The following is a 24,210-nucleotide window of genomic DNA, read 5'->3' as shown; positions in this document are numbered from 1 at the left end:
CGCCGTGATTCGCGCATTGTTTGTCGGGCTCGCGCTTGCCGCGACGTCCGCTGCCGCCAGCTCTGCCGACGACAAACTCGCCTCGCTCGAAGCGCGTTGGCTCGACGGCGAAATGCGCTTTGCTCCCGAAAGCGCGACTGGCATCGGGGTCCACAAGTACGACAATCTGATCGGCGACCGCTCCGCTGCCGGACGCCATGCCAGCGCCACCGCCGAGCGCGGCTGGCTCGCGGAACTCGATCGGATCGATGCGAAGAAGCTGACCCGCGCGAATCAGGTCGATGCGGCGATGCTGCGCAATGCCCTGCGCTACAGCCTGTGGACCGACGCCACGCTGCAGAGCTGGGCGTGGGACCCGCAGATTTACAACGATGCCGCGGGCGGGTCGCTCTACAGCCTTGCCGCGCGCGATTTCGCACCGTGGCCGGTGCGGCTCAAGGCGGCGACATCGCGGATGAACCTGCTGCCCGGCATGCTTGCCGTCGAGCGCGAAACGCTCGTTCCCGCGCGGGTGCCGCTGATTCATGCCCAGACCGTCGCCAAGCAAAACAGCGGCATCCTCGACATCGTCAACGACATGCTCGTGCCGCATGAGGGCGAACTTGCGCCTGCCGACCGGGTCGCCTTCGACGAAGCGCGCGAGCGGTTGAAGCGGGCGGTCGCGCTCCACCAGCGCTGGCTCGATACCGTGCTCGTGCCGAACGCCAAGGGTGATTTCCGCCTCGGCGCAAAGCTGTACGACGCCAAGCTCGCCTTCGCGCTCGACTCGCCGCTGACGCGGGCCGAGATCAAGGCGCGTGCGACCAAGGCGCTGGCGGCGACGACAACCGAGATGGCGGTCCTCGCGCGCGGCGTGATCAAGGACAATGCGGCAATGTCGGATCACGACGTCATCGCCGCCGCGCTCAAGTTGACCTATGCCAAGCGGGCGCCGCGGGACGGGGTGATCGCCGAGGCGACGAAGGCGCTGGCCGAAGCGACCGCCTTCGTCCGTGCGAAAGACCTGATCACGCTGCCCGACAGTCCGGTCAAGATCATCACCATGCCCAAGTTCCAGCAGGGCGTTGCGGTGGCGTATTGCGATTCGCCGGGGCCGCTCGAGAAGAACCTCGGCACCTTCTTTGCGGTGTCGCCGATCCCCGATCAGTGGAGCGAGGCGCAGGCGACGTCGTTTCTCAGCGAATACAATGAGTACATGATCCGCGACCTCGCGGTCCATGAGGCGATGCCGGGGCATTACGTCCAGCTGGCGCACCAGAACGCCTATCCGTCGACGCTGCGCGCAGTGCTCGGGTCGGGGTCGTTCGTCGAGGGCTGGGCGGTCTATGCCGAGGGGCAGATGGCCGACGACGGCTTCATGAAAGGCGATCCGTTGTACAAGCTGACCGTGCTCAAGATGCGGCTGCGGTCGATCTCGAACGCGCTGCTCGACATCGGCATCCATACCGAGGGCATGACCGAGAAAGCCGCGATGTCGCTGATGATGGACCAGGCGTTCCAGCAAGAGCGCGAGGCCGCCGGCAAATGGACCCGCGCCCGCCTCGGCTCGACCCAGCTGCCGAGCTATTTTGTCGGCTATAGCGAGCACACCGATCTGCGTGCTGCGGCCGAGAAGCGCCCGGGCTTCGCCGTCAAGAAATACCACGACGCGGTGCTCAGCTACGGCTCGCCCCCGGCGCGCTACGTCCGCGCGTTGATGTTCAGCGAACCAATCGCGCCGTGATCCTGAGCTTGGTTGTCGCGCGCGCAGATAACGGCGTGATCGGGCGCGACGGGGGCATGCCGTGGCATATCCCCGCCGATCTCCGCCACTTCAAGCGGCTGACGGTCGGCAAGCCGGTTGTGATGGGGCGGCGAACTTTCGACTCGATCGGCAGGCCGCTGCCGGGCCGGCACAATATCGTCATGACCCGGTCGCAAGACTGGACAGCCGAGGGCGTGACGGTCGTGCCCAATCTTGCCGAAGCGGTCGCCGCCGCAGGACTCCAGCAGGGCGCGCGCCCCGACGAGATCATGATTATCGGGGGCGCGACGATCTATGCCGAGGCGCTGCCATCGGCGCGGCGCATCTACCTGACCGAAGTTCATGCCGCGCCCGACGGCGACACTGTCCTGCCGCCGTTCGATCCCGCAGTGTGGCACGAGACCGCGCGCGAGGCGTATCCAGCCGAAGGCGACCGACCGGCATATAGCTTCGTCACGCTCGAACATTTAGCAGTCATACGACCCGGTCGGATCGCCTGACCGAGCGTGCGTTGGCCATCGCACGAGGTTTTGGAGCCGCCATGCCACGAATGAAAATCTACCTCGGGGTCGGCGCGATTGCGGCGTCCGCCGCGATGCCGGCACTCGCTGCAGTCCAAACGTTGATCAGCACTGTCGGCGTCGCCGATGCGAGCGGCCGCGCGACGATCGAGCTCAACTTCCTCAACGACGGCGACGCGGTTCAGCATTTCGAGCTGCCGCCACGATTGGTGGCAGACCTTGCGGTCGGGGACCGGCATACGGCGGTGACGCTCGAGCGTGCCGGGAGTGCCACCCCGCAAACGCTCGCGGCGGGGAGTTTCGTGCGTGCGGACTATACCGCCTCGCTTCCCAACGGAGCCGACCGCGCGACGCTGTCGCTCGCCAGCGGTGCGGCCTTCGCGCTGTCGCTGCCGAAGGCGGGGAGAGCTGCGCAACTTGCCGTCTCCGAGCCGGCAGCGCCGTTGATCCCCGCGCACGACCCCTCGGCACCCGTCGTTGTCCAGCAGAGCTTCAACTCGGCGCGCGCCGACACTGGCAACGCCTTCCTCGGCAATCTATCGGCGTATCTGCCGATCTATGCGGCCTATGGACCCGGAACGAGCACCGCTGCCAAGATCCAGATCAGCTTCAAATACCAGTTGTTCGGCACCGCCGGCGCGACGGGGGCCGATCGGTCGTGGATCGACGGTTTGAACTTTGCCTATAGCCAGCGGCTCTACTGGGACCTCGGAGCGAAATCGGCACCGTTCCGCAACGTCGATTACAATCCCGAACTGATCTACATCGTCCCCGCCCCGCTTCGCCTTACCGGTGTCGCGTTCGGCGGCCGCGGCGGCGTTGCGCATGAATCGAACGGCCGCGACGGCACCGCCTCGCGCAGCACGAACTATGTCTATGTCCAGCCGATGGCGACACTGCCAATCGGCGATTACAAGCTGTCGGTCGGGCCACGGTTGTGGACCTATGTCGGCAACCTCAGCGACAATCCCGACATCGCCCACTTCCGCGGCAATACCGGGCTGTTCGCCGAGATCGGCCAAGACAACGGGCTGCGGGTCTCGACCAATACCCGGCTCAACTTCGCCAGCGGCAAGGGCGCGGTCGAGGCCGAGGTGTCGTATCCGATCAATCGCTGGATCAAGTCGCTCAACCTGTATGTCTTCGGCCAGGGTTTCAGCGGCTACGGCGAGAATTTGCTCGATTACAATCGGCACGCAAACCGGCTGCGGATCGGCGTCGGCCTCGTCCGCTAGCGTTCGGTCTCGCGCGTGATGCAGCTGACCGGGCAGAGGACCAGCGACTGCGGTGCTTGCGGGGATGACGGCCTCAATCTTGCTCGCTACAGAAACGCGATGGAGCGAATTTTCAGCGGCGCGGTGCCTCGCCATCTGCGCGGCGGCGTCGTCGCGCTCGGTAATTTCGATGGCTTCCACCGCGGCCATCAAGCGGTCGTCGGACACGCGCTCGACCGCGCGCGCGCCGAGGGGCGACCGGCGCTCGTCGCAACCTTCGACCCGCACCCGGCGGCGCTCTTCCGCCCCGACCTGCCGCCCTTCGCGCTGACGACGACACCGCAGAAGCTCGACCTGTTCGAAGCGTTCGGCATCGACGCCGCAGTGGTGATCGGCTTCGATCGCGCGCTCGCCGCACACAGCGCCGAAGCGTTCGTCGGCGACCAGCTCGCGTCGCAGATCGGCGCCGGCGTCGTCGTCAGCGGTGCGGACTTCACCTTCGGCGTGCGGCGGTCGGGGGATACCGCCGCGCTCGCCCGGATCGGTGCCGGACATGGCATCGCCGCGGACGTCGTCGCAGCGGTGGGCGACGGGGGCGGCATCGTCTCGTCGAGCCGCATCCGCGACCACCTCCGCGCCGCCGATCCGGCGGCGGCCGCCGCATTGTTGACCCGCCCGTTTACGATTCGCGGCGTCGTCGAGCACGGAGCCAAGCTCGGCCGCACCCTCGGTTTTCCGACCGCGAACCTTGCGCTCGGTGGGTATCTCCGCCCGGCGTACGGAGTCTACGCCGTCCGCGTCCGTCTCGACGACGGCAGCGTGATCGACGGCGTCGCCAACCTCGGCATCCGCCCGATGATCGAACCGCCGCTCGAGCTGCTCGAGGTCAATTTGTTCGACTGGTCGGGCGACCTGTACGGACGCACGATCGAGGTCGAGCTCCACGTCTTTCTCCGCCCCGAATGGAAACTTGACGGGCTCGACGCGCTAACCCGGCAGATCGCGGCGGATTGCGTTGCCGCGCGCGCGGCGCTGGCGTCGGTCGAGCCGACAAGAAGCGTTTCCCTGTCCGATGGATCATCGGTTCGGGCGATCGCTGGGTCACCGAGCTAATCCCGACTTCCGACGGCCGTGATCGTCCGGGATCGGCACGGTGCAATCCATACGGCACCAGCTTGTCGAGCCACGTCGAAGCATGCTTGCCAGCTGCTGGCGCGCGTCTGGACACGATTACCCGTTCCCCCGCACCGTCTATCGCGACGCGGTCTCCCTGCCGTCTACGGCCTTCACGATAAAATCAACGACGGCGGCACCGTTGGCGGTGCCGGGATCGAGGATGTCGAAGTGATCGGCGCCGGTCGGAGCAAGCAGTTCGACTTTGTCTCCGGCAGCACGTGCGGCGGTGACGTATGGCTCCATCAGGGCCCCAAGGTCGCCTTTCACAACATACTGGCGCACGCCCAACGGCAGATGGTCGGCTGGTTGCGCCAGCCGATATGCGTCGGGTTTCTCGGCCGGGGTGCCACCCATCAAGGGGATGATCGCCGGGTGGCCGCAGACCTCGTTGTCGACCCCGATGAACGGCGCGAGCGATGCCGGCCCATCGATGGCAACGACGCCAGCGAGCTTGATCGGATCGGTCCCGCCGACCGGGTCGTGAAGCTGCCGCCGCGAAGCCGCCCAGAGCGCGAGATGAGCGCCTGACGAATGTCCGACGACGATGACATTGCCGAGATCGAGCGGAAACTGGCCAGCGAGGACGCGGAGGTAATCGACGCCGGCGCCAACGTCCTCGAACGTTCCCGGCCAGCCGCCGCCCGGATTGCCGACCCGGCGGTACTCGATGCTCCACGTCGCGATCCCGCGCTTTGCCAAAGCCGCGGCGAGGGCGGCCACGTCGGATGGGTCGCCGGTGTTGGCGTCCCAGCAGCCGCCGTGGATAAGGATCGCAACCGGAAACCGGCCCTTGCCGGCGGGCAATCGCAGGTCGCCGTGCCTGAAATCGCCCGAGCCATACGGACCCGAAAAATTCGGCTTGCTGGCAAGTGCCGCGGAAGCGGCCAATGCCTTGAACGAGGTTCCATCGTCGGCACCAGCAGCGGTTGCCAACAGCAAGGCTAACGCCGTCGCGATGTACCGCATGGAAGTTCCCCTCTTTTCCCCGCAAAGACTTTAGGCGGGCGCGGTCATAAGTCTATCGCTTTGAGGACGAACATGGCTCGTGCTTGTGACCGCGACCGGTGCGCAAGCTGCCTAGGATCCTCTTTCATACGGGGCGCTACTTGCTTTAGCCTCTCCCCAGTCGCCGCTTGTTCTTTCTCAACGGTGGAGTGTTTTCTTCTCCCGCCGCAAAAGTGAAGGTCAAACTACAACGCGTTTTGGCTGACCTATTTTGCCCTTCGCCGAGGATTCGCCTCGGACACCCCGCCGCGCACGAGCAATTGCGCCGAGACACCGCGACGGTTAAACGGTCGGTCCAATGTCCGACTCCCCCGCTAGAGATTATCGCGACACGGTCTTCCTGCCGCGAACCGACTTCCCGATGAAGGCCGGCCTCAGCGCCGCCGAGCCCGCGTGGCTCGCGCGCTGGGCGGCGGAGGACGTCTATGGCCAGCTTCGCGCGCAACGCGCCGGGCAGACCCGCTTCATCCTCCACGACGGCCCGCCGTATGCCAATGGCGACATCCACATGGGCCATGCGATGAACAAGGTCCTGAAGGATCTGATCGTCCGCAGCCAGTCGATGCTCGGCAAGGACGCGCCATATATCCCCGGCTGGGACTGCCACGGCCTGCCGATCGAGTGGAAGGTCGAGGAAGCGTATCGCGCGAAGAAACTCGACAAGGATGCGGTCCTGGTTGCCGAATTTCGCGCCGAGTGCCGCGCGTATGCTAGCGGCTGGGTAGCGACGCAGCGCGGCCAGTTCGAGCGTCTCGGCGTGATGGGCGACTGGGCCGACCCGTATCTGACGATGAACTATGCAAGCGAGGCGACGATCGTTGCCGAGTTGCTCAAGTTCGCCGCGTCGGGGCAATTGTATCGCGGGGCCAAGCCGGTGATGTGGTCGCCGGTCGAAAAGACTGCGCTCGCCGAGGCCGAGGTCGAATACGCCGACATCGTCAGCACGCAGATCGACGTGGCGTTCGAGATCGTCGAGTCAGCGTTGCCCGAGCTGGTCGGCGCCTATGCGGTGATCTGGACGACGACGCCGTGGACGATCCCGGTCAACCAGGCGATCGCCTACGGTCCGACGCTCGAATACACGCTGGTCCGGGGCAAGGACGACCGCCGCTATCTCGTCGCCACGCGCCTCCTCGACGACTTCTGGACGCGGTCGGGGCTGATGCCGTCGGGGCTCGGCGCCTTGCTCGGGACCGAAGCGCCGGTGATCGTCGCAACCCTCGACGGGGCGGGGCTCGCCGGCACCATCGGCCGCCACCCGATGCACGCGCTCGGCGGTTTCTTCGCCCGTCCGCGCCCGTTTCTCGCTGGCGAGTTCGTCACCGCCGACGCCGGGACTGGGCTCGTTCACATGGCCCCCGACCACGGCGAGGACGACTTCGACCTGTGCAAGGCGAACGGCATCGACCCGGTCTTCGCGGTCGAGGGCGACGGGCGGTATCGCGCCGACTGGGGCTGGCTGCCGGGGCAGGGCAGCGTCATCAACGCCAAGTTCAACGCCCCCGACGGCCCAATCTGCACCGACCTCCACGCGGCGCATGCGCTGGTCGCAGCGAGCGCGGATTACGCGCACAGCTACCCGCATTCGTGGCGCAGCCACGCCAAGCTGATCTTCCGCGCTACCCCGCAATGGTTCATCCCGATGGACGAGCCGCAGCGCACGACGGTCGAGGCCGGCAGCAGCGGCGGTGCCGGGGGCAACTCGCCAACTCTCCGCGAAGTCGCCCTCGATGCGATCGAGCGGACCCGCTGGGTGCCCGAGCGGGCACAGAATCGTATCACCGCGATGGTCGCGGGACGTCCCGATTGGGTGATCAGCCGCCAGCGCGCATGGGGCGTGCCGATCACATTGTTCGTCGACCGGCGGACCGGCGAGTACCTGCGCGACGACGCGGTAAATGCGCGCATCGTCGCTGCCGTCGAAGCCGCTGGAGCCGATGCTTGGTGGGCGACCAACCCCGCCGAGTTCCTCGGCCCCGACCGCGACCCGGCCCACTACGAGCGGATCGACGACATCCTCGACGTCTGGTTCGACAGCGGCTCGACCCACGCCTTCGTCATCGAAGCGCGTTACGGCGAGGGCGTCCGCGCCGACTTGTACGTCGAAGGCTCCGACCAGCACCGCGGCTGGTTCCAGTCGTCGCTGCTCGAAAGCGCCGGCACGCGGGGCCGGGCACCCTATGCAGCGGTTCTGACTCATGGCTTCGCGCTCGATTCGCACGGCAAGAAGATGTCGAAGTCGCTTGGCAACACCGTCGATCCGCTCAAGATCGTCGACGCGCAGGGCGCCGACATCCTCCGCCTGTGGGTCGCGTCGACCGCCTATTTCGATGACGTCAAGATCGGCAAGGAGGTCCTTTCGGGACAGAACGACGTCTACCGAAAGCTGCGGAACACGTTTCGCTACCTGCTTGGTGCGCTCGACGGCTGGGACGAGGCTGAGCGGGTGCCGGTCGCCGATATGCCCGAGCTCGAGCGCTGGGTCCTCCACCGCGTCGCCGAGCTCGACACCGAGCTCCGACGCCATGTCGCCAATTTCGACTTCAACCCGCTGATGACCGCGCTCAACGCCTTCGCCAACCAGGACCTGTCGGCGTTCTACTTCGACGTCCGCAAGGACAGCCTGTACTGCGATGCTCCCGCCAGCCTCAAGCGGCGGGCATGCAGGACGGTGCTCGACACGCTGTTCCATGCCCTCGTCCGCTGGCTCGCGCCGGTGCTGGCGTTCACCGCCGAGGAGGTCTGGCGGACGCGCTTTCCGGACGCTGGGTCGGTGCATCTCGAGGAATGGGGTGATTATTCGGCGTGGCGCGACGACGCGCTCGGTGCGAAATGGGACCAGCTGCGCGCGCTGCGAGGGCTGGCGACGCTGGCGATCGAGCCCGAGCGCAAGGCTAAGACCTTGGGTTCCAGCCTTGAGGCCGACCTCGCCGTTCGCGCTTCGCCCGATGAAGTCGCCTTGATCGCCTCGGTCGACTTCCCCGAACTCTGCATCGTCGCGGGCGTCACCGTCGAAGTCGATCCGCATTTGACCGTTGGAGCCGCGGTGACAACATCGCGGACCAACCTGCCCAAGTGCGATCGTTGCCGCCGCTACCTGCCCGACGTTGTTCCCGAGACCGTGCTTTGCGGCCGCTGCACCGAGGTTGTGGGATGAGGCGGCTCGGCTATGCGATCGCGGTGCTGGTTTTCGTCCTCGACCAGCTCGCCAAATATTGGGTGACCGCGGTCCTCGACCTGCGCGACAGGGGCGTGGTTCCGCTTGTCCGCGGCTTCGACCTGACGTGGGTCGAGAACACCGGCGTGTCGATGGGGCTGTTCCGGGCCGATGGCGATCTCGGGCGGTGGCTGCTCGTCGGGGTGACGCTGGCGATCGCCGCCGGGGTCGCGGTGTGGATCGCCCGGGAGGCCAGCCGCCCCGACACGATCGCGCTCGGGCTGGTGCTCGGCGGGGCGCTGGGGAACATCGTCGACCGGGTCCGCTACGGCTATGTCGTCGACTTCTTCCACGCCTATTGGCACGACCATCATTTTTACGTCTTCAACGTCGCCGATGCGGCTATAACCGTCGGCGTCATATTGCTGTTGGTGCGCGCTGCGCTCGTGCCGCAGCCGGCGAAACCGGTTTAGGAGTATCATCTGTGAAGTCTTGGCCGATCATCGCCGTCACGCTGGCCGTCGCCCTCGCCGGGTGCGCGCACCACAAGAACCGGATGTCGAACCGCAATGCGCCCGACGAGTTCGCCATTAGCCGCGCCGCGCCGTTGATCGTGCCGCCCGACTTCAGCATGGCGCCGCCGAAGCCGGGTGCGCCGCGCGCTCTCGCCGACGATGCCCAGGTCAACGCCGCCGAGGCGCTGTTCGGGCCGGGGGTCAAGATCACGCCGAAGTCGCCTGCCGAGATCAACCTGCTCGAAAAGGCCGGGGCGGCGAAGGTCGATCCCAACGTCCGCTCGAACGCGGGTGACCCGAAAACCCCGACGGTCAACAAGGGCGCGTTCCTGCGCGAGCTGATGGCGGCCCCGGTCGGGACCGCCAACGCCAAGGTCGCCGAGGTCAAGGTCACCGGCTAAGCGCTATCTGATCAGCCGGCCGGCTATTTGAACAGGCCGCCAAGGATACCGCGGAGCAGCTGCCCGCCGAGCTTGCCCGCCACCTGACGGCTGATCGACGTCGCCGCCGACCGGGCCGCCGACTCAAGCATCTTCTCGCCCAATGACTTCGGCTGCGGGCGTGCCGCGACTCGCGCCTGCACCGCATTCGCGCGGGCGAGGTCGGCATCGGCCTTGGCCTGCGCCTTGGCGGCAATCGCCGCGGCCTTTTCCTGCGCCGTCTGCGCCGCCGTCGCATCGGCAGCCGCCTGGGCCGCCGCCGACTTGGCGTTGAGGATCTCGTAGGCACTCTCGCGGTCGACCAGTGTCTCGTACTTGCCCGCGACCGCCGAGGTGTCGATCATGACCTTGCGTTCTGCAGGGGTGATTGGGCCGACGCGCGAGCGGGGCGGGGCGATCATCGTCCGTTCGACGGGGGACGGCGCGCCGTCGTCGCCGAGAGTCGACACCAACGCCTCGCCGACCTTGAGCTGGGTGATGACGGTGGCGACGTCGACATTGGGATTCGACCGGAACGTCGTCGCCGCCGCCTTGACCGCCGCCTGGTCGCGCGGGGTGAAGGCGCGGAGCGCGTGCTGGACCCGGTTGCCGAGCTGGCCAGCGACGGTGTCGGGGACATCGATCGGGTTCTGGGTGATGAAATAGACCCCGCAGCCCTTCGACCGGATGAGCCGGACGACCTGTTCGATCTTGTCGAGCAGCGCCTTGGGGGCGTCGTCGAACAGCAAATGCGCCTCGTCGAAAAAGAACACGAGGGTCGGCTTTGCGGGATCGCCGACTTCGGGGAGAGTCGTGAACAACTCACTGAGAAGCCACAACAAAAACGTCGCATAGAGCTGCGGCGACTGCATCAATTTGTCGGCGGCGAGGATGTTGACCTGCCCGCGGCCATTGTCGTCGACCGCGATCATGTCGTGGATGTCGAGTGCGGGCTCGCCGAAGAAATTGCTCCCGCCCTGGCTGTCGAGCTGAAGCAACTGGCGCTGGATCGCCCCGACCGAGGCGCGGGTGACGTTGCCGTATTTCGTTGCAAGTTCCTGCGCGTTGTCGGCGCAGTGCGCGAGCATCGCCTGCAAGTCCTTGAGGTCCAACAGCGCCAACCCGTTGTCGTCGGCGTATTTGAAGCAGATCGCGAGGACGCCCTCCTGCGTGTCGTTGAGATTCATCAGCCGCGCGAGGAGCAGCGGCCCCATCTCGGTGATCGTCGTCCGCACCGGATGGCCCTGCGTCCCGAACAGGTCCCAGAACACGACCGGGTTTGCCTCGAACCTATAGTCGTCGAGGCCGACCTCCTTCGCCCGCGCGACGGTCCATGCGGCATCGGCGCTTCCGGTCATCGCCATCCCGGCGATGTCACCCTTCACATCGGCAAGGAACACCGGCACGCCGTCGCGGCTGAAGCCCTCGGCGAGCCCCTGCAGCGTCACCGTCTTGCCGGTCCCGGTCGCCCCGGCGATCAGCCCGTGGCGGTTGGCGCGGCGCAGAACAAGCCATTGCGGATGCTCCTCGCCCTTACCGATGAAGATTCCGTCGGCCATGTATGCTCCCTCTTTGGTCGACGGACCCTAGCGGTGCTTGCTGCGGCGCGAAAGCCGGGTAAGCTGCCGCCGTAACGACTTGGGGGATACGACGGTGAAGCTGTTTTTGACGACGATGGTGCTGGCCGCAGGGATGATCGCGAGCGCAGCGAACGCCGCCGGGCCGTGCGGCGCCGACACGCTGGTGGCGATGCGGACATCGGTGCTGACCGCGACAGGAACGCCCGCCGGCTTCCTCGACGCGGTCAAGGATCACAAGGCGTGGTATGCCAGCCACGGGTTCAAGAACGACAGCTTCGTTACCTCCCCGGCGATCGTCGGCATCCGCGGGGCGATGCAGCCGTCGTCGCGCAAGTACGTGACGTTCCACGTCTATGGCGGCCAGCAGGACCCCAAGCACGACGCCGCGTGGGACGCCTATGTCACGAAGTACAAGGCGAACGCGACGATCGACAGCGAGGAGCGCTTTTGCCTGCCGAAGGGGGCGAGCATCGTGGCGAAGTAGAGCGGGGGTCGGTATCGCGTCGCGCGGAAGGTTACACAAGTCCACGAAACGACCGGGTTTTCGCGGTCACGTCGCGTGGAAGGTTACACAAGTCCACTGAACGACCGGGTTTTCGCAGGCGGGTTGGGCCGTAGGTCACACAAGTCGACGCGCCCGGGTTTCCGCAGACTTCCGACGCGAAACACTGCGCTCCATGCCGTCACCCCGGCGACGGCCGGGGCCCATTGTCGTGCAAGCACCGAACTTCGCGTTGCGGGATAGTTGGACCCCGGCCTTCGCCGGGGTAACGCGAGGCACAGAAGGACTAGGCCTCTCGCGCACCGATGGAAGGTTACACAAGTCCACGGAACGACCGGGTTTTTAAAGCTGACGTCGCGCGGAAGGTTACACAAATCCACACAACGACCGGGTTTTGCGCAATTGCGCTGCCATGCGGAAACAGCTTCGCGGCGGCGATGAGCAGGATGAGCCGACGATGAGAAAGAGCGGGCGTCACCGGCACTCCGGCGACGCCCGCATCTTACTTCATCCGCTACCCTGTAGGACAGCTAAGACGACGGCTACTTGCCCTTCGGCGTTTCGAGCTTGATGCCGATGTAGCGCGGCGGGGTGGTCCCGCGCTGGACGAACATCAGCACGGTGTCGCGGCCGGCCTTGCGGGCCTCGCCGACTGCCGTCGCCGCTGCCGACGGAGTCGGGGTCGGCATCTGGTTGATCGACAGGATGACGTCGCCGCGCTGCAGGCCGTTCGACGCGGCGTCGCTGTTCGGATCGATCGCGGCGATGACCACGCCCGACACGGCGGCGCCGAGCTTGAGTTCGCTGCGGACCTGCGGGGTCAGCGGCGTCAGCGTGATGCCGAGGCTCTGGCGCGCGGCCTCGGCGCCGGGGGCCTGCGGCGGGGTCGCCGGGTTATCGCTGTCGTCGGGCGTGTCGGTCGTGCCACGGAGAACCGATTCGACCGGGCGCTGGATCACGGTCGCCTGAAGCACGATCTGCTTGCCGCCCCGGATGATACCGACCGGCACGGTGCTGCCCGGCGTCGTGTTCGCGACGATATAGCTCAGCGTGTTGTCGAAGGTGACGTCCTGCCCGGCGACCTTGACGACGACGTCGCCCTGCTTGATCCCGGCCTTGGCGGCGGGACCGGCCGGCTCGACCGAGGCGACGATCTCGCCATGATCCTTCGGCAATCCGAGCCCGGCAGCGATGCCGGCATCGACCGGCTGGATCTGAACGCCGAGATAGCCGCGCTTGACGCCCTTGCCCGCCATCAACTGCTCGATGACCGGACGTGCCTGCTCGGCGGGAATCGCGAAGCCGAGGCCGACGTTACCGCCGCTGGTCGAGAAAATCGCGGTGTTGATGCCGATGACATTGCCTTGGATGTCGAACAGCGGTCCGCCCGAATTGCCCTGGTTGATCGGGGCATCGGTCTGGAGATAGCGGTCGTATTGCCCCGACTGGATGTTGCGGTGGAGCGCCGAGATGATGCCGTGGGTGACGGTGCCGCCAAGCCCGAACGGGTTGCCGATCGCGATCGCCCAGTCACCGACGCGGACCGTCTGGCTGTTGCCGAACTTGACGTACGGCAGGTTCTTGCCGTCGATCTTGAGCAACGCGAGGTCCGACAGCGTGTCACGGCCGACAACGCGCGCCTTGTATTCGGTGCGGTCGGCGAGCGTCACGGTGATCGTCTCGACCGGCAGCTTGCCGTCGGTGCCGCCGCCCGAGATGACGTGGTTGTTGGTGACGATGTAGCCAGTCGGATCGACGAGGAAGCCCGAGCCGAGCGAGGTCGCCTCGCGCGTTACCGGCTCGCCATCGTTGCCCTGCTGCTCCTGAAATCGCTTGAACAGGTCCTCGAGGCTGTTCGGCGCGCTGCCGCCCTGGCCGCCGCGCGAGAACTTGCCGACTTCGACCTTCTGCGTCGTCGAGACGTTGACAACGGCGGGGGCGAGCCGCGCGGTGAGGTCGGCGAAGCTGCGCGGCGCATCCATCGGACCGGCGACGTTCGCGGGAACCGCATTCTGCGCGGGAGGCGCTGCGGCGGGAGGCGTGGCGATTTGCGCACCGGCGGGCATCAGCACCGCGACGGCACCGCCAACGAGAACAAGCGCGGGAATGACACTGCGAACGATACGCACGGGGCGGTTTCTCCTATGACCCGTCACGGCGGGCTAACAGCGGGATAGATGCATTTCGGCAACACGCAAGCAAAAAACAATAGGTCGAAAGATTGTTATCTGGCGTTCATTTTCGTCGCGTCACTTTTTCTGGCGTCCTTCGAATTCGCGGAGGAATTCATTGTTGGGCGACAGGATGACATTCGACGAGCCGTCCTTAAAGGTTTCACGATACGCCTGCATCGACCGGTAGAACGCGTAGAAATCCGGATCCTTGCCGAAGCTTTCGGCATAAATTCGCGCGGCGTTGGCATCGGCATCGGCGCGAACGAGCTGCGCCTGCTTGTTGCCCTGCGCGCGGATCGTCAGCGCTTCCTGGGCGCGGGCCGACCGCATCCGGGTGAACGCCGACTCGAGCGGTGCGCCTGTCGGCAGGTCGGCGCGCTTGATCCGGACGTCGAGGATTTCGGCGCCATACTGCGCCGCCTGGCGGTTCACGCTGTTGCGGATATCCTCCATCAGCGTCGTCCGTTCGGGCGACAGCAGCGCGTCGAAGCGCTGGCGGCCAAGCTCGTTGCGGAGGCGCGAGGCGAGGATGCGCGCGAGCGCTTCCTTGACGTTATCCTCGGTTCCGACGGTCTGGTACATCCGCTGCGGGTTGACGATGCGGAAGCGTGCGAAGGCATCAACCACCAGCCGCAGCTGATCGGTCGACAGCACCGTCTGCTGCGGCATGTCGAGGTCAAGAACGCGCTTGTCGATGTAGACGACGTTCTCGATGAACGGCACCTTCGCGACGAGCCCGGCATCGGTGTCGCCGAACTTCGCTTTCGGATCGTAGGCGTTGACGATCCGCTCGGGCTTGCCAAGGCGCAGGACGATAGCCTGCTTGGTCTCGGGAACGGTGTAAAGCGTCGCGCTGGCAAGGATCAGCAGCGCAAACAGCAGCACGAGCCACGTGATGGGATTGCGTGTCAGGGCCATCTTACTTCGCCTGCGCGGTGGGAGCGGGGAGGGCGGCCGGGGCAACAGTCGTACGCGCCCGGCGCTGGATCTCGGCGAGCGGCAGGTACGTCTGGAAATTGCCCGGCTCGACGACGGTCTTGTCGATCTTCGACAGCACGCTCTCCATTGTCTCGAGGTAGATGCGCTTGCGCGTCACTTCGGGCGCGAGGCGATACTGGGCGTAGACCGCGTCGAACTGCGCCGCTGACCCTTGCGCGACCGCGAGGAGCTGCTGGGCATAGCCCTTCGACTGATTGATCGCCTGTTGCGCGTCCTGCTGCGCCGCCGACACGTCCTTGAACGCCTCGTCGACCGCGGCGGGCGGATCGGCCTGCTTGATGTCGACGCCGCGAACGTCGATCCCGGCGCGGTAGCTGTCGAGCAGCTCCTGCATCCGCTCGCGGACCTGCTCGGCGATCTGCGCGCGCTGCGGACCGATCGCATTGTTGAGCGTCGTGCTGCCGACTTCGGCGCGCATCGCCGCCTCGGCGACCTCACGGATCGTCTGCTCGGGCTCGGCGAGCTCGAACAGGAACAGCTCGGGATTTTTGATCTTCCAGCGCACCGCATAAGCGATGTCGATGATGTTCTGGTCGCCGGTCAGCATCAGGTTTTCGGATGCGCCGTCGCTGCCGCCGATATCGACCGAATTGACCTGCTCGACCTTGGGCTTGATGACAACGTCGATCGGCGCGGGAAGCTTGAAGTGGAAGCCCGGCCCGGTCGTCTCGACGTAGCGGCCGAAGCGCATGACGACGCCGCGCTCCTGCGCCTGGATGCGATAGGTCGCGGTGGTGAATAGCCAGATGCCGAGGATGACCGCGGCGATCAGAAGCCACGGGATATTGCCGATCTGACGCCCGCCACCGGGGATCGACCCGCGCAACTTGTCCTGGCTGCGGCGGATGAAGTCGTCGAAGTCGCCGCGCCCGGTCGGGCCGCGCCCGGGGGTCGGGCGCCGTGGCGGGCCTTCACCCCACGGGCTCTTCGGGCCGCCGCCGTTATTGCCGCCGCCGCCGCCCGAGCCGCTTCCGCCGCTGCTGCCCCATGGGCCGCCGCCGCCCGAACTGTCGTTATTACTTGCGAGGGGCATGTAGTATCCGCCGAAAATTGCACGATCGTTGCGCACCTATATACGAAGCCCCCGCCGGGATTGCGAGATGGTCGCATCCGATCCACCACCGCGCCTATTCGACCCATGAAGGACCCGCCGTGACCGACCGCGAAGCCGTTGTTACCGCCCTCGCCGCAATTGCCGACCCGAGCGGGGGCGGCGACATCGTCGCAAGTGGTCGGGTGAGCGGGGTCGTCGTCAAAGCCGACGGCAGCGCCGGACTGGTTTTGTCGGTCGAGGCCTTGGCGCGCGACGTCGCCGAGCGGCTCAATGCCGCGGTCGAACTTGCGGTGCGCCGGGTGCCGGGAGTGACGGCGGCGCGGATCATCCTGACCGCCGAGCGCGACACCGCCCCGGCGGCGGCGGACGTCCGCACCGGCCCGGTCCCCGGCATCCGCACGATCGTCGCGATCGCGAGCGGCAAGGGCGGGGTGGGCAAGTCGACCGTCGCGGCGAACCTTGCCGTGGCGCTGGCGCGGCGCGGTCTATCGGTCGGGCTGCTCGACGCCGATATCTACGGGCCGTCGGTGCCGACGCTGCTCGGGCTGACCGGGCGCGGCAAGCTCGAGGGCAAGCGCCTCCAGCCGGCGGCGGCGCACGGTATCACCGCGCTGTCGATGGGAATGATGACCGATCCGACCAAGGCAATCATATGGCGCGGGCCGATGGCGGCGTCGGCGATGATGCAGATGGTCGAGCAGACCGACTGGGGGGTGCTCGATACGCTTGTCATCGACCTGCCCCCCGGCACCGGCGATATCCAGCTGACGATGGCGCAAAAGCTCAAGCCGACCGGCGCGGTGATCGTCTCGACTCCGCAGGACCTCGCGCTGATCGACGCGCGGCGGGCGATCGCGATGTTCGGCGAGGTCAAGGTGCCGGTGATCGGGCTGGTCGAAAACATGAGCAGCTTCGTCTGCCCGGCGTGCGGCGTGCGGACCGACATCTTCGGGCATGGCGGCGCGGCAGCGGCGGCGGAAGCAGCGGGGATCGCCTTCCTCGGCGGCATCCCGCTCGACATCGCGATCCGCACCGCGTCGGATGCGGGTCAGCCCCCGGCGGCGGGGGAGGGGGCGCTCGCCGAGGCGTTCGCGGCCTTGGCGGAACAGGTTGCCGCCGGGCTTGGTTTGTAAACGCGAAGGAACCGAACATGCTGACCACCGACGCCGCAATTCGCGACCTGCTGACCGCCGCACGGACAGTCGCACTCGTCGGCATTTCCGACCGGCCCGACCGCGCGTCGAACCAGGTGATGAAGGTGATGCAGGACCACGGCTACCGCGTCCTGCCGGTCAACCCGATGATCACCGGCGAACATGTCCACGGCGAATATATCTGGCGCGAACTGAACCAGCTCGGCGACCCGATCGACATCGTCGATATCTTCCGCAAGTCGTCCGAGGCCGGTGCTGCGGTCGATGCGGCGATCGCGGCCGGCGCGAAAGCGGTGTGGCTGCAACTCGGTGTGATCGACGAAGCAGCTGCCGCTCGCGCCGAGGCCGCCGGCCTTCAGGTCGTGATGGACCGCTGCATCAAGATCGAACTCGCCCGCCTTGGCGTCGAGCCGGTCACTTAACCGCGCTTAGCGGTCGCTCGACGCGCTCTGGCCGATCGCCTCGGCATAGCGCTGGTCGAGCACCGCGCGGCGAGTGTCGACATAGGTGCGATGGTCTTCGCTGAGCGTTCCGCCGTCGGCCGCTGCCAGCGATGAAGCTTCGTTCGCCAACGCCTTGAGGTCGGCGTGGTAAAGCCGTGCCGCCTGCAGTGGCGAAGCGCTTGCGGGATAGACGTAGCGGAAACCGCGATCTCCCTCGGGGCCGCGAACATCGGCATTCACGACAGCCGGAGCGGCAAGTATTGCCAAGGTAATAACAAGACCAAAGTGGCGCATTACTGCCTCCTTCGTAAACATCCACTCCTCTAAACGATACGGTACCGGGACAGTTCCGGTGCCGCACCCCCTGTTGATGGTTTACGCGCGGCAAGGCATTGAGGCGCGCATGATTAGCTTGCGCCCCCAATATCCACTCTACCTCGCCAATAAGGCGGTGCAGTCGAACACCGACCTGCCGGTGACCGACAAGTTCACCGGCAAGATCGCCACCCGCGTCGCGCTCGCCGACGCCGCGACGATCGACGCCGGTATCGCTGCCGCGCACGCCGCCGAAGCGCCGATGCGCGGAATGGCGGCATACGAGCGGCAGGCGGTGCTGATGCACTGCGTCAAGCGCTTCATGGAGCGCGCCGACGAACTCGCCTACGCTTTGTGCATCGAGGCGGGGAAGCCGATCCGCGATTCGCGCGGCGAGGTCGGGCGACTGGTCGACACCTTCCGCATCGCCGCCGAGGAATCGGTCCGCATCACCGGCGAGGTCCAGCCGCTCGACATTTCGGCGCGGGCAAAGGGCTATCTCGGCATCTGGAAGCGCGTGCCGATCGGCGCGTGCTCGTTCATCTCGCCGTTCAATTTTCCCTTGAACCTCGCCGCGCACAAGGTCGCCCCGGCGCTCGCGGTCGGTTGCCCATTCGTCCTCAAGCCGGCGTCGCGGACCCCGCTCGGTGCTATCATCATCGGCGAGGTGCTCGCCGAGACCGACCTGCCTCCCGGTGCCTTCTCGATCCTTCCGGCAAAGCGCGACGGCGCCGACTTATTCACCACCGACGACCGGCTCAAACTGCTGTCGTTCACCGGCTCGCCCGGGGTCGGCTGGGACCTCAAGGCGCGCGCGGGGAAGAAGAAGGTCGTCCTCGAACTCGGCGGCAACGCGGCGGTGATCGTCGACCGCGACGCCGATCTCTACGACGCCGCCGCGCGCATCGTCTTCGGAGCATTCTACCAGTCGGGCCAGTCGTGCATCGGCGTCCAGCGGATCATCGTCCACGCCGACGTCTACACCGCGTTCCGTGACAAGCTCGTCGGGCTGACGACGGCGCTCGTTGCGGGCAACCCGCTCGATGAAGACACTTTCATCGGCCCGATGATCGACGTCGTCGAGGCCGAACGCCTCGACGGCTGGATCGCCGACGCGGTGGCGCGCGGCGCGACCTTGCTGTGCGGCGGCAGGCGCGACGGCACGATGCTCGCGGCGACACTGCTCGAAGGCGTCGGGCGCGGCACCGACCTGTACCGCGAGGAGGCGTTCGGCCCGGTCGCGATGCTGTCGACGTTCACCCGTTTCGACGACGCGCTCGCCGAGGTCAATGACTCGAAGTTCGGGCTCCAGGCTGGCGTCTTCACCCGCGACCTGTTCAACATGATGAAGGCGTGGGATGTCCTCGAAGTCGGCGGCGTCGTGATCAACGACGTGCCGAGCTACCGCGTCGACAACATGCCGTACGGCGGGGTCAAGGACTCGGGGCTGGGGCGCGAAGGGGTGAGGTTTGCGATGGAAGACATGAGCGAGATCAGGAATTTGGTGATCCGGCGGCGCGAGGGCGACAGCGCCTTCGAGCCGACGACATGAGCGGCTTTCGCGTCGCTTATTACTTCCCGGCAACGACCGGCAAGCTGCTCGCAACGATCCCAGGCGTCGCCTCGGTACAGGCGATCGAGCCGGCGCAGCGCTGGAACCTGCCGACCGATGTCGACGTGATCTTCGCCCCACCCGATTTCGGCGACCTCGGTGAACACAATGCCCCACGCCCGATAGGCTGGCCGGGATCGATCAAGTTCGTCCAGATCGCTTCCTCGGGAACCGACGGGTATCCGCGCTGGATGTTCGACGGGCCGGTCGTCGCGACGTCCGCCGGGACCGCAGCCCCGCCGATCGCCGAATATGTCCTCACCGCGATGCTGATGCACGAGAAGCGCCTGCCCGCGATGTTCGCGCGGCCCGGCGACGCCCCTGTCACCCAGACCGGCATGATGGCCAACCCGCTCGGCAGCCTCGAAGGGAAGACGCTCGGCCTTCTCGGCGTTGGGCATATCGGTACCGAGGTCGCACGGCTGGCGCAGGTTTTCGGCATGAAGATCATCGCACATCGCCGGTCGACCGCCGCCGCGCCCGACCCGGCGATGACGCTAGTTTCGCTCGACGAACTGCTCGCGCGCGCCGACCATCTCGTCCTCGCCGCACCGATGACGCCCAAGACCGCCGGGGTGATCGGCGCGGCGGCGCTGGCGAAGGTCAAGCACGGCGTTCACATCGTCAACATCGCGCGCGGCGGGCTGATCGACCAGGCTGCGCTCGCCGCCGCGCTCGACCGCGGCCAGGTCGGCGGCGCGACGCTCGACGTCACCGACCCCGAGCCGCTGCCCCCCGGCGATCCGCTGTGGACCGCGCCGAACGTCCGCATCACCGACCATATTTCGTGGAGTTCGGCGGGGACGCCGCGGCGCATCTTCGCGCTGTTCGCCGACAATCTCGGGCGGTTCGCGAAAGGCGAGCGGCTGATCAACCAGCTCGACTGAATTCAGACGTCTGCGAGCGCGAGTCGCGTGGGTCGGCGGCTTGAATCCGTCAAATTTGGTGAAGAAATTGTTAATAACTGCCGGTCGCGCTCGTCCCGGCAGGCAAAGCAAGTCATTGCGATTCCTCACAGTATTTGAAGCGCCGATTTTTACGAACTTTCGTCACTATACAGTCAAGAGACAGTCTGTCAGCTTTTCCATCACACCAGTGACTTGGGTGCGGCCACTAGCGGCCGGTTTCGGGGGAGACTGTCGATGGCAAGTGCACCTATTCCGCGTCCGCATGGCGGCGTTCGCGGCGCTTATCTGTCGCGAAGCTCGGTGCTGTTCGGCGGTCCGTTCGGGCGCATGTTCCGCGCACTTCCCGCCGCCGACTACGGCCCCGACGACCAGACCAGTATCCATGCGCTGACCAAGCTCGCCGCCGGGATGCTTGCCAAGCACGAAGGCCCGTTCGACGGCCCCGATCCCGAGGAGGGCGGCATCCCCGCCGCCTATACTTATTTCGGCCAGTTCATCGACCACGACCTGACCTTCGATCCGGCGAGCAGCCTGCAAAAGCAGAACGATCCCGACGCTTTGGTCGATTACCGCACGCCGCGCTTCGACCTCGACAATCTTTACGGGCGCGGTCCCGACGACCAGCCGTATCTCTATGCCGACGGGCTGCGCTTCAATCTCGGCCGCCCGCTGACCGGCGCCGCGCATAATCCCCGGGCGCAGGACCTGCCGCGAAGCAACCCGTCGCCGACCGCGAGCAACCCGCACCCGAACAAGCGTCATCGGCGATCCGCGCAATGACGAGAACGTCATCGTCTCGCAGCTGCAGGGGCTGATGCTCCGCTTCCACAACCGGATGGCGGGGCTGATCGGCGACTTCGCCGAGACGCAGCGCGCGGTCCGCTGGCATTACCAATGGGTCGTGCTCAACGACTTCCTGCCGGCGATCATCGCCCCCGCGGTCCTCGCCGAGGTGCTGCCGCATCTCGCCGCGGGCACCGACCCGGTCACCGATCCGCCGAAGCTCAAATTCTATCACGCCCGCGACGAGGCGTTCATGCCGCTCGAATTCTCGGCAGCGGCGTACCGCTTCGGGCATTCGATGGTGCGCCCCGAATACCAGCTCAACGAGACGTTGCCGAAGTCGCATTCGATCTTCGCCGGCGATTCGAACCATCCCAACCTGCGCGGCTTCCACGAATTCCCGGCGCAATGGGCGATCGACTGGCGCTTTTTCGTCGACCTCGAGCCGATGGACTATGGCGACGCCAACAACCTGCCCGACCCGCGCAATAAAAAGCGCCTGCAGCTGGCGTACAAGATCGACACCTCGCTGGTGAATCCGCTCGGGCATCTGCCGAGCGACATCGCCGCCCACCCGCATATCCTCGCGCTGCGCAACCTCGAACGCGGCTAGCGGATGCGGCTGCCGAGCGGGCAGGCGGTTGCCCGCGCGATGGGGGTCGTGCCGCTGACCGACGCCGAGATCGTTATCGGCAAGTTCACCGGCGACACTGCCGACACCGTCGGGCCCATCACCCAGTTCGACGCTGCGTTCGCCGGCAACTGCCCGCTGTGGACCTACATCCTTGCCGAAACGGTCGAGACGACGATGACCGTCGCGACGACGCAGGGCGACCAGGCGATCAACACCCGCCAGCTCGGCGAAGTCGGCGGCCGCATTGTCGCCGAGACGATGGTCGGACTGCTGCTCACCGACTCGAGCTCGTACCTCGCCCAGGATCCGCGCTGGACCCCCGACGCGGCGCTGATGCGGAACGGCAAGTTCGGGTTGGCGGAGCTGATTGCGGCGGCGCTCAACGACTAGGGCGCAGGGGGTGCGGATCAGGTCTGCACCCCCGCGATCCACTCGTCGCCCACCCGCTGCAGGATATCGAGCGGCACTCGCCCGCAGCCGAGCACCGCGTCGTGGAACGCCTTGATGTCGAACTTCGCCCCCATCGCCGTCTTCGCCTTGGCGCGGATGCCGGTGAAGACGGTGTGCCCGAGCTTGTAGCTGCACGCTTGCCCCGGGTTGGTGCAGTACCGCTCGACCTCGCGGGTGGCGAAGCCGCGCGCCTCGCCTTCCTGCGCGACGAAATAATCGATCGCCTTCTCGCGGCTCCATTTGAGATGGTGGATGCCGGTGTCGACGACGCAGCGGTTGGCGCGGAACAGCTGGAACTTGAGGTAGCCGAGGCGTCCGAGCGGGTCGTCGTCGTACATCCCGATCTCGTCTGCGAGCTGCTCGGCGTACAGCGCCCAGCCCTCGCCGTACCCTGAGAACCCGCCCGTCTTGCGGATCAGCGGCAGCTTGTCGTTGCCGAGCGCGAGCCCGCCCTCGAACTGGTGCCCGGGCAGGCCTTCGTGGAACACCGTCGTCGACAGGCAGAACTTCGGCCATTCGGCGCTGTCGTGGAGGTTGAAATAGACCAGCCCGGGACGCGAGCCGTCGAGCGGCGGCGACTGGCTGAACGCCGACGCCGCACCCGCCTCAGTCGCGGGGGGCACGCGGCGGACCTCGAACTTATACTGCGGGATGCGGCTGAACACCGTCGGCAGCTTCGGGCGGATTTCGTCCAAGCGCTTGTTGCAATAGGCGATTTCCTCGGCCTTGCCCGCATCGGTGTTCGGGTACAGCTGCGAAGGGTCGGCATACAGCGCCGCCATCCGCTCGCCGATCGTCCCCTTGGTCATCCCCTGTTTCGCCAGCAGCCCGTCGAGCCGCGCGCTGATCTCCTTCGCCTGCGCCAGCCCGATATCGTGGACTTCCTGCGGCGAATATTTGGTCGTCGTCGTGTTGTGGAGCGCGACGGCATAGAACTCGGCACCCTGCGGGAACTGCCACACCCCGGCGTCGTGCTTCGCGTGCACCCGGAGTGCCTTCGCCTCGGCGATCTGCCGGTCGAGCGCGGGGAGCACCTTGTCGGTGTAAATCTTCGCGGCGTCGGTGGCGTAGCGATCACCGAGGCCCTTCGCCGCCGCGCGCTTCGCGATCGAGGCGACGACGAGTGCCTCGCTGGCGGGAACGCGCAGTTTTTCCATCTGCGTCAGCGTCGTGTCGAGCAGGAAATCCGGCGGCGACACCCCGACCCCGGCATCGTGCTTCATCCGCATGGTCTGGTCGTCGAGCTGGGTGGCGAACGCCGACAGCCGCGACAGATACGCGTCGGCGTCGCCCGCGGTGTCGATCCGGTGCTTGGTGTCGAGGAAGTCGGGCACCGACTGATACGCCCCGGTCTGCTGACTGACGACGTACGGCGAGGGGCCATAGCCGCCGCCGCCGAAGTCGAACGCCTGCACCGCCGCGCTCGACTCGCGGGTGTATTTGATGACGTCGTAGTTCAGCCGGTCGTCGGGGTTCAGCCGGTTGCGATCGATCATCGCGAGGCGGCGCAACTGGTCGCGCGTCGCCGCCTTGTCCGCCGCCCGCCCGGGATCCGACGCGTCGGACAGCTTACCCTTGAGATCGGCATTCGCTCCCTTGTCGAGCCCCAGCTGCGTCGCACTCTCGGGCCGCTCGCGGAGGCCTTCCTGGAAGAACGCGTCGAACAGCGTCGCGAGTTCGGGCGACGGCGCGGCGCTCGCTGCGGCCGGTGCGGCAAGCGCGCCGCCGACGGGAAGCGCGGTCGCCGCCCCCGCAGCGGCGGAGGTCAGCAGGAAGGCGCGGCGGTCGAGCATCGGTATCCCCTTGGTCGGTGGTCGCGGGTTGACGCGATTCGCGTGCCCATCTGGTGCA

At 66.6% G+C, this 24,210-nt stretch carries 22 protein-coding genes; 15 read left to right on the top strand and 7 right to left on the bottom strand.

From position 1 onward, the window contains the following. Window positions 1-4: 4 nt before the first annotated feature. The 4 genes from KTC28_RS00790 to KTC28_RS00775 all read left to right on the top strand — a co-directional run bounded on the left by KTC28_RS00790 (window position 5) and on the right by KTC28_RS00775 (window position 4,592). Complete coding sequence (locus tag KTC28_RS00790; protein WP_216708911.1) at window positions 5-1,723, top strand: DUF885 domain-containing protein; 1,719 nt, start codon at window positions 5-7, stop codon at window positions 1,721-1,723. Further along, window positions 1,723-2,244 carry a dihydrofolate reductase gene (locus KTC28_RS00785; protein ID WP_216709331.1) on the top strand — a complete coding sequence of 174 codons (522 nt, stop codon included), beginning with the start codon at window positions 1,723-1,725 and terminating at the stop codon, window positions 2,242-2,244. The genes KTC28_RS00790 and KTC28_RS00785 overlap by 1 nt, the downstream gene beginning before the upstream one ends. Before the next feature lie 41 nt (window positions 2,245-2,285). Next, window positions 2,286-3,500, top strand: a complete 1,215-nt coding sequence (locus KTC28_RS00780; RefSeq protein ID WP_216708912.1) for a phospholipase A — start codon at window positions 2,286-2,288, stop codon at window positions 3,498-3,500. Window positions 3,501-3,599: 99 nt separating this feature from the next. Further along, window positions 3,600-4,592, top strand: coding sequence for a bifunctional riboflavin kinase/FAD synthetase (locus KTC28_RS00775; RefSeq protein WP_216708913.1), 993 nt, complete (start codon window positions 3,600-3,602; stop codon window positions 4,590-4,592). A 138-nt stretch (window positions 4,593-4,730) separates the two neighbouring features. Here KTC28_RS00775 and KTC28_RS00770 read toward each other — a convergent pair whose 3' ends face one another. Further along, entirely contained in the window at window positions 4,731-5,621 is an 891-nt protein-coding gene (locus KTC28_RS00770; RefSeq protein WP_216708914.1) for an alpha/beta hydrolase, read from the bottom strand. A 337-nt stretch (window positions 5,622-5,958) separates the two neighbouring features. On the opposite strand from KTC28_RS00770, the gene ileS reads away from it, so the two are divergent. The 3 genes from ileS to KTC28_RS00755 are packed head-to-tail and all read left to right on the top strand — an operon-like array spanning window position 5,959 to window position 9,733. Next, window positions 5,959-8,817: an isoleucine--tRNA ligase gene (gene ileS / locus KTC28_RS00765; protein ID WP_216708915.1), complete on the top strand. Its 2,859-nt coding sequence runs from the start codon at window positions 5,959-5,961 to the stop codon at window positions 8,815-8,817. Further along, entirely contained in the window at window positions 8,814-9,290 is a 477-nt protein-coding gene (lspA, locus tag KTC28_RS00760) for a signal peptidase II (RefSeq protein WP_216708916.1), read from the top strand. Before ileS ends, lspA begins: the two co-directional genes overlap by 4 nt. An 11-nt stretch (window positions 9,291-9,301) precedes the next feature. After that, on the top strand, window positions 9,302-9,733 hold the full coding sequence (locus KTC28_RS00755) for a DUF3035 domain-containing protein (protein WP_226896199.1): 432 nt from the start codon (window positions 9,302-9,304) through the stop codon (window positions 9,731-9,733). Between the two features lie 23 nt (window positions 9,734-9,756). On the opposite strand, the gene KTC28_RS00750 is transcribed toward KTC28_RS00755, so the two are convergent. Then, entirely contained in the window at window positions 9,757-11,310 is a 1,554-nt protein-coding gene (locus KTC28_RS00750) for a helicase HerA-like domain-containing protein (protein WP_216708917.1), read from the bottom strand. Window positions 11,311-11,404: 94 nt separating this feature from the next. Between KTC28_RS00750 and KTC28_RS00745 the strand changes: the two genes are divergently transcribed. After that, window positions 11,405-11,815: a hypothetical protein gene (locus KTC28_RS00745; RefSeq protein WP_216708918.1), complete on the top strand. Its 411-nt coding sequence runs from the start codon at window positions 11,405-11,407 to the stop codon at window positions 11,813-11,815. 560 nt (window positions 11,816-12,375) lie between these two features. Here the strand turns inward: KTC28_RS00745 and KTC28_RS00740 are convergent. The 3 genes from KTC28_RS00740 to hflK all read right to left on the bottom strand — a co-directional run bounded on the left by KTC28_RS00740 (window position 12,376) and on the right by hflK (window position 16,039). Continuing rightward, window positions 12,376-13,899 (bottom strand): Do family serine endopeptidase, encoded by a 1,524-nt coding sequence (locus tag KTC28_RS00740; protein ID WP_370647551.1) that lies wholly within the window; start codon window positions 13,897-13,899, stop codon window positions 12,376-12,378. A gap of 183 nt (window positions 13,900-14,082) precedes the next feature. After that, complete coding sequence (hflC, locus tag KTC28_RS00735) at window positions 14,083-14,925, bottom strand: protease modulator HflC (RefSeq protein WP_216708920.1); 843 nt, start codon at window positions 14,923-14,925, stop codon at window positions 14,083-14,085. Window position 14,926: 1 nt separating this feature from the next. Next, a complete protein-coding gene (gene hflK, locus KTC28_RS00730) occupies window positions 14,927-16,039 on the bottom strand; it encodes an FtsH protease activity modulator HflK (RefSeq protein ID WP_216708921.1) in 1,113 nt (370 codons plus the stop codon). A gap of 119 nt (window positions 16,040-16,158) precedes the next feature. Between hflK and KTC28_RS00725 the strand changes: the two genes are divergently transcribed. Both KTC28_RS00725 and KTC28_RS00720 read left to right on the top strand, forming a co-directional pair. Beyond that, window positions 16,159-17,193, top strand: a complete 1,035-nt coding sequence (locus tag KTC28_RS00725; protein ID WP_255602157.1) for an Mrp/NBP35 family ATP-binding protein — start codon at window positions 16,159-16,161, stop codon at window positions 17,191-17,193. Between the two features lie 17 nt (window positions 17,194-17,210). After that, the gene (locus KTC28_RS00720) at window positions 17,211-17,636 is read left to right on the top strand and encodes a CoA-binding protein (protein ID WP_216708923.1); all 426 of its coding nucleotides are present in this window, start codon (window positions 17,211-17,213) and stop codon (window positions 17,634-17,636) included. Between the two features lie 6 nt (window positions 17,637-17,642). Here KTC28_RS00720 and KTC28_RS00715 read toward each other — a convergent pair whose 3' ends face one another. Continuing rightward, the gene (locus KTC28_RS00715; RefSeq protein WP_216708924.1) at window positions 17,643-17,951 is read right to left on the bottom strand and encodes a hypothetical protein; all 309 of its coding nucleotides are present in this window, start codon (window positions 17,949-17,951) and stop codon (window positions 17,643-17,645) included. Between the two features lie 109 nt (window positions 17,952-18,060). Between KTC28_RS00715 and KTC28_RS00710 the strand changes: the two genes are divergently transcribed. The 5 genes from KTC28_RS00710 (at window position 18,061) to KTC28_RS00690 (ending at window position 22,299) form a co-directional block, all read left to right on the top strand. Beyond that, complete coding sequence (locus KTC28_RS00710; protein WP_216708925.1) at window positions 18,061-19,524, top strand: aldehyde dehydrogenase family protein; 1,464 nt, start codon at window positions 18,061-18,063, stop codon at window positions 19,522-19,524. Further along, window positions 19,521-20,471 carry an NAD(P)-dependent oxidoreductase gene (locus tag KTC28_RS00705; RefSeq protein WP_216708926.1) on the top strand — a complete coding sequence of 317 codons (951 nt, stop codon included), beginning with the start codon at window positions 19,521-19,523 and terminating at the stop codon, window positions 20,469-20,471. The genes KTC28_RS00710 and KTC28_RS00705 overlap by 4 nt, the downstream gene beginning before the upstream one ends. A gap of 255 nt (window positions 20,472-20,726) precedes the next feature. Further along, window positions 20,727-21,272 carry a peroxidase family protein gene (locus tag KTC28_RS00700; RefSeq protein ID WP_216708927.1) on the top strand — a complete coding sequence of 182 codons (546 nt, stop codon included), beginning with the start codon at window positions 20,727-20,729 and terminating at the stop codon, window positions 21,270-21,272. Further along, window positions 21,178-21,888: a peroxidase family protein gene (locus KTC28_RS00695; RefSeq protein ID WP_216709333.1), complete on the top strand. Its 711-nt coding sequence runs from the start codon at window positions 21,178-21,180 to the stop codon at window positions 21,886-21,888. The genes KTC28_RS00700 and KTC28_RS00695 overlap by 95 nt, the downstream gene beginning before the upstream one ends. Before the next feature lie 3 nt (window positions 21,889-21,891). Beyond that, a complete protein-coding gene (locus KTC28_RS00690; protein WP_216708928.1) occupies window positions 21,892-22,299 on the top strand; it encodes a peroxidase family protein in 408 nt (135 codons plus the stop codon). A gap of 17 nt (window positions 22,300-22,316) precedes the next feature. Here KTC28_RS00690 and KTC28_RS00685 read toward each other — a convergent pair whose 3' ends face one another. After that, the gene (locus KTC28_RS00685) at window positions 22,317-24,152 is read right to left on the bottom strand and encodes a DUF885 domain-containing protein (protein ID WP_216708929.1); all 1,836 of its coding nucleotides are present in this window, start codon (window positions 24,150-24,152) and stop codon (window positions 22,317-22,319) included. Between the last annotated feature and the right edge of the window lie 58 nt (window positions 24,153-24,210).

Source organism: Polymorphobacter megasporae, from assembly GCF_018982885.2.
Taxonomy (GTDB): domain Bacteria; phylum Pseudomonadota; class Alphaproteobacteria; order Sphingomonadales; family Sphingomonadaceae; genus Polymorphobacter_B; species Polymorphobacter_B megasporae.
This window is presented reverse-complemented; position numbering and strand designations above follow the sequence as displayed.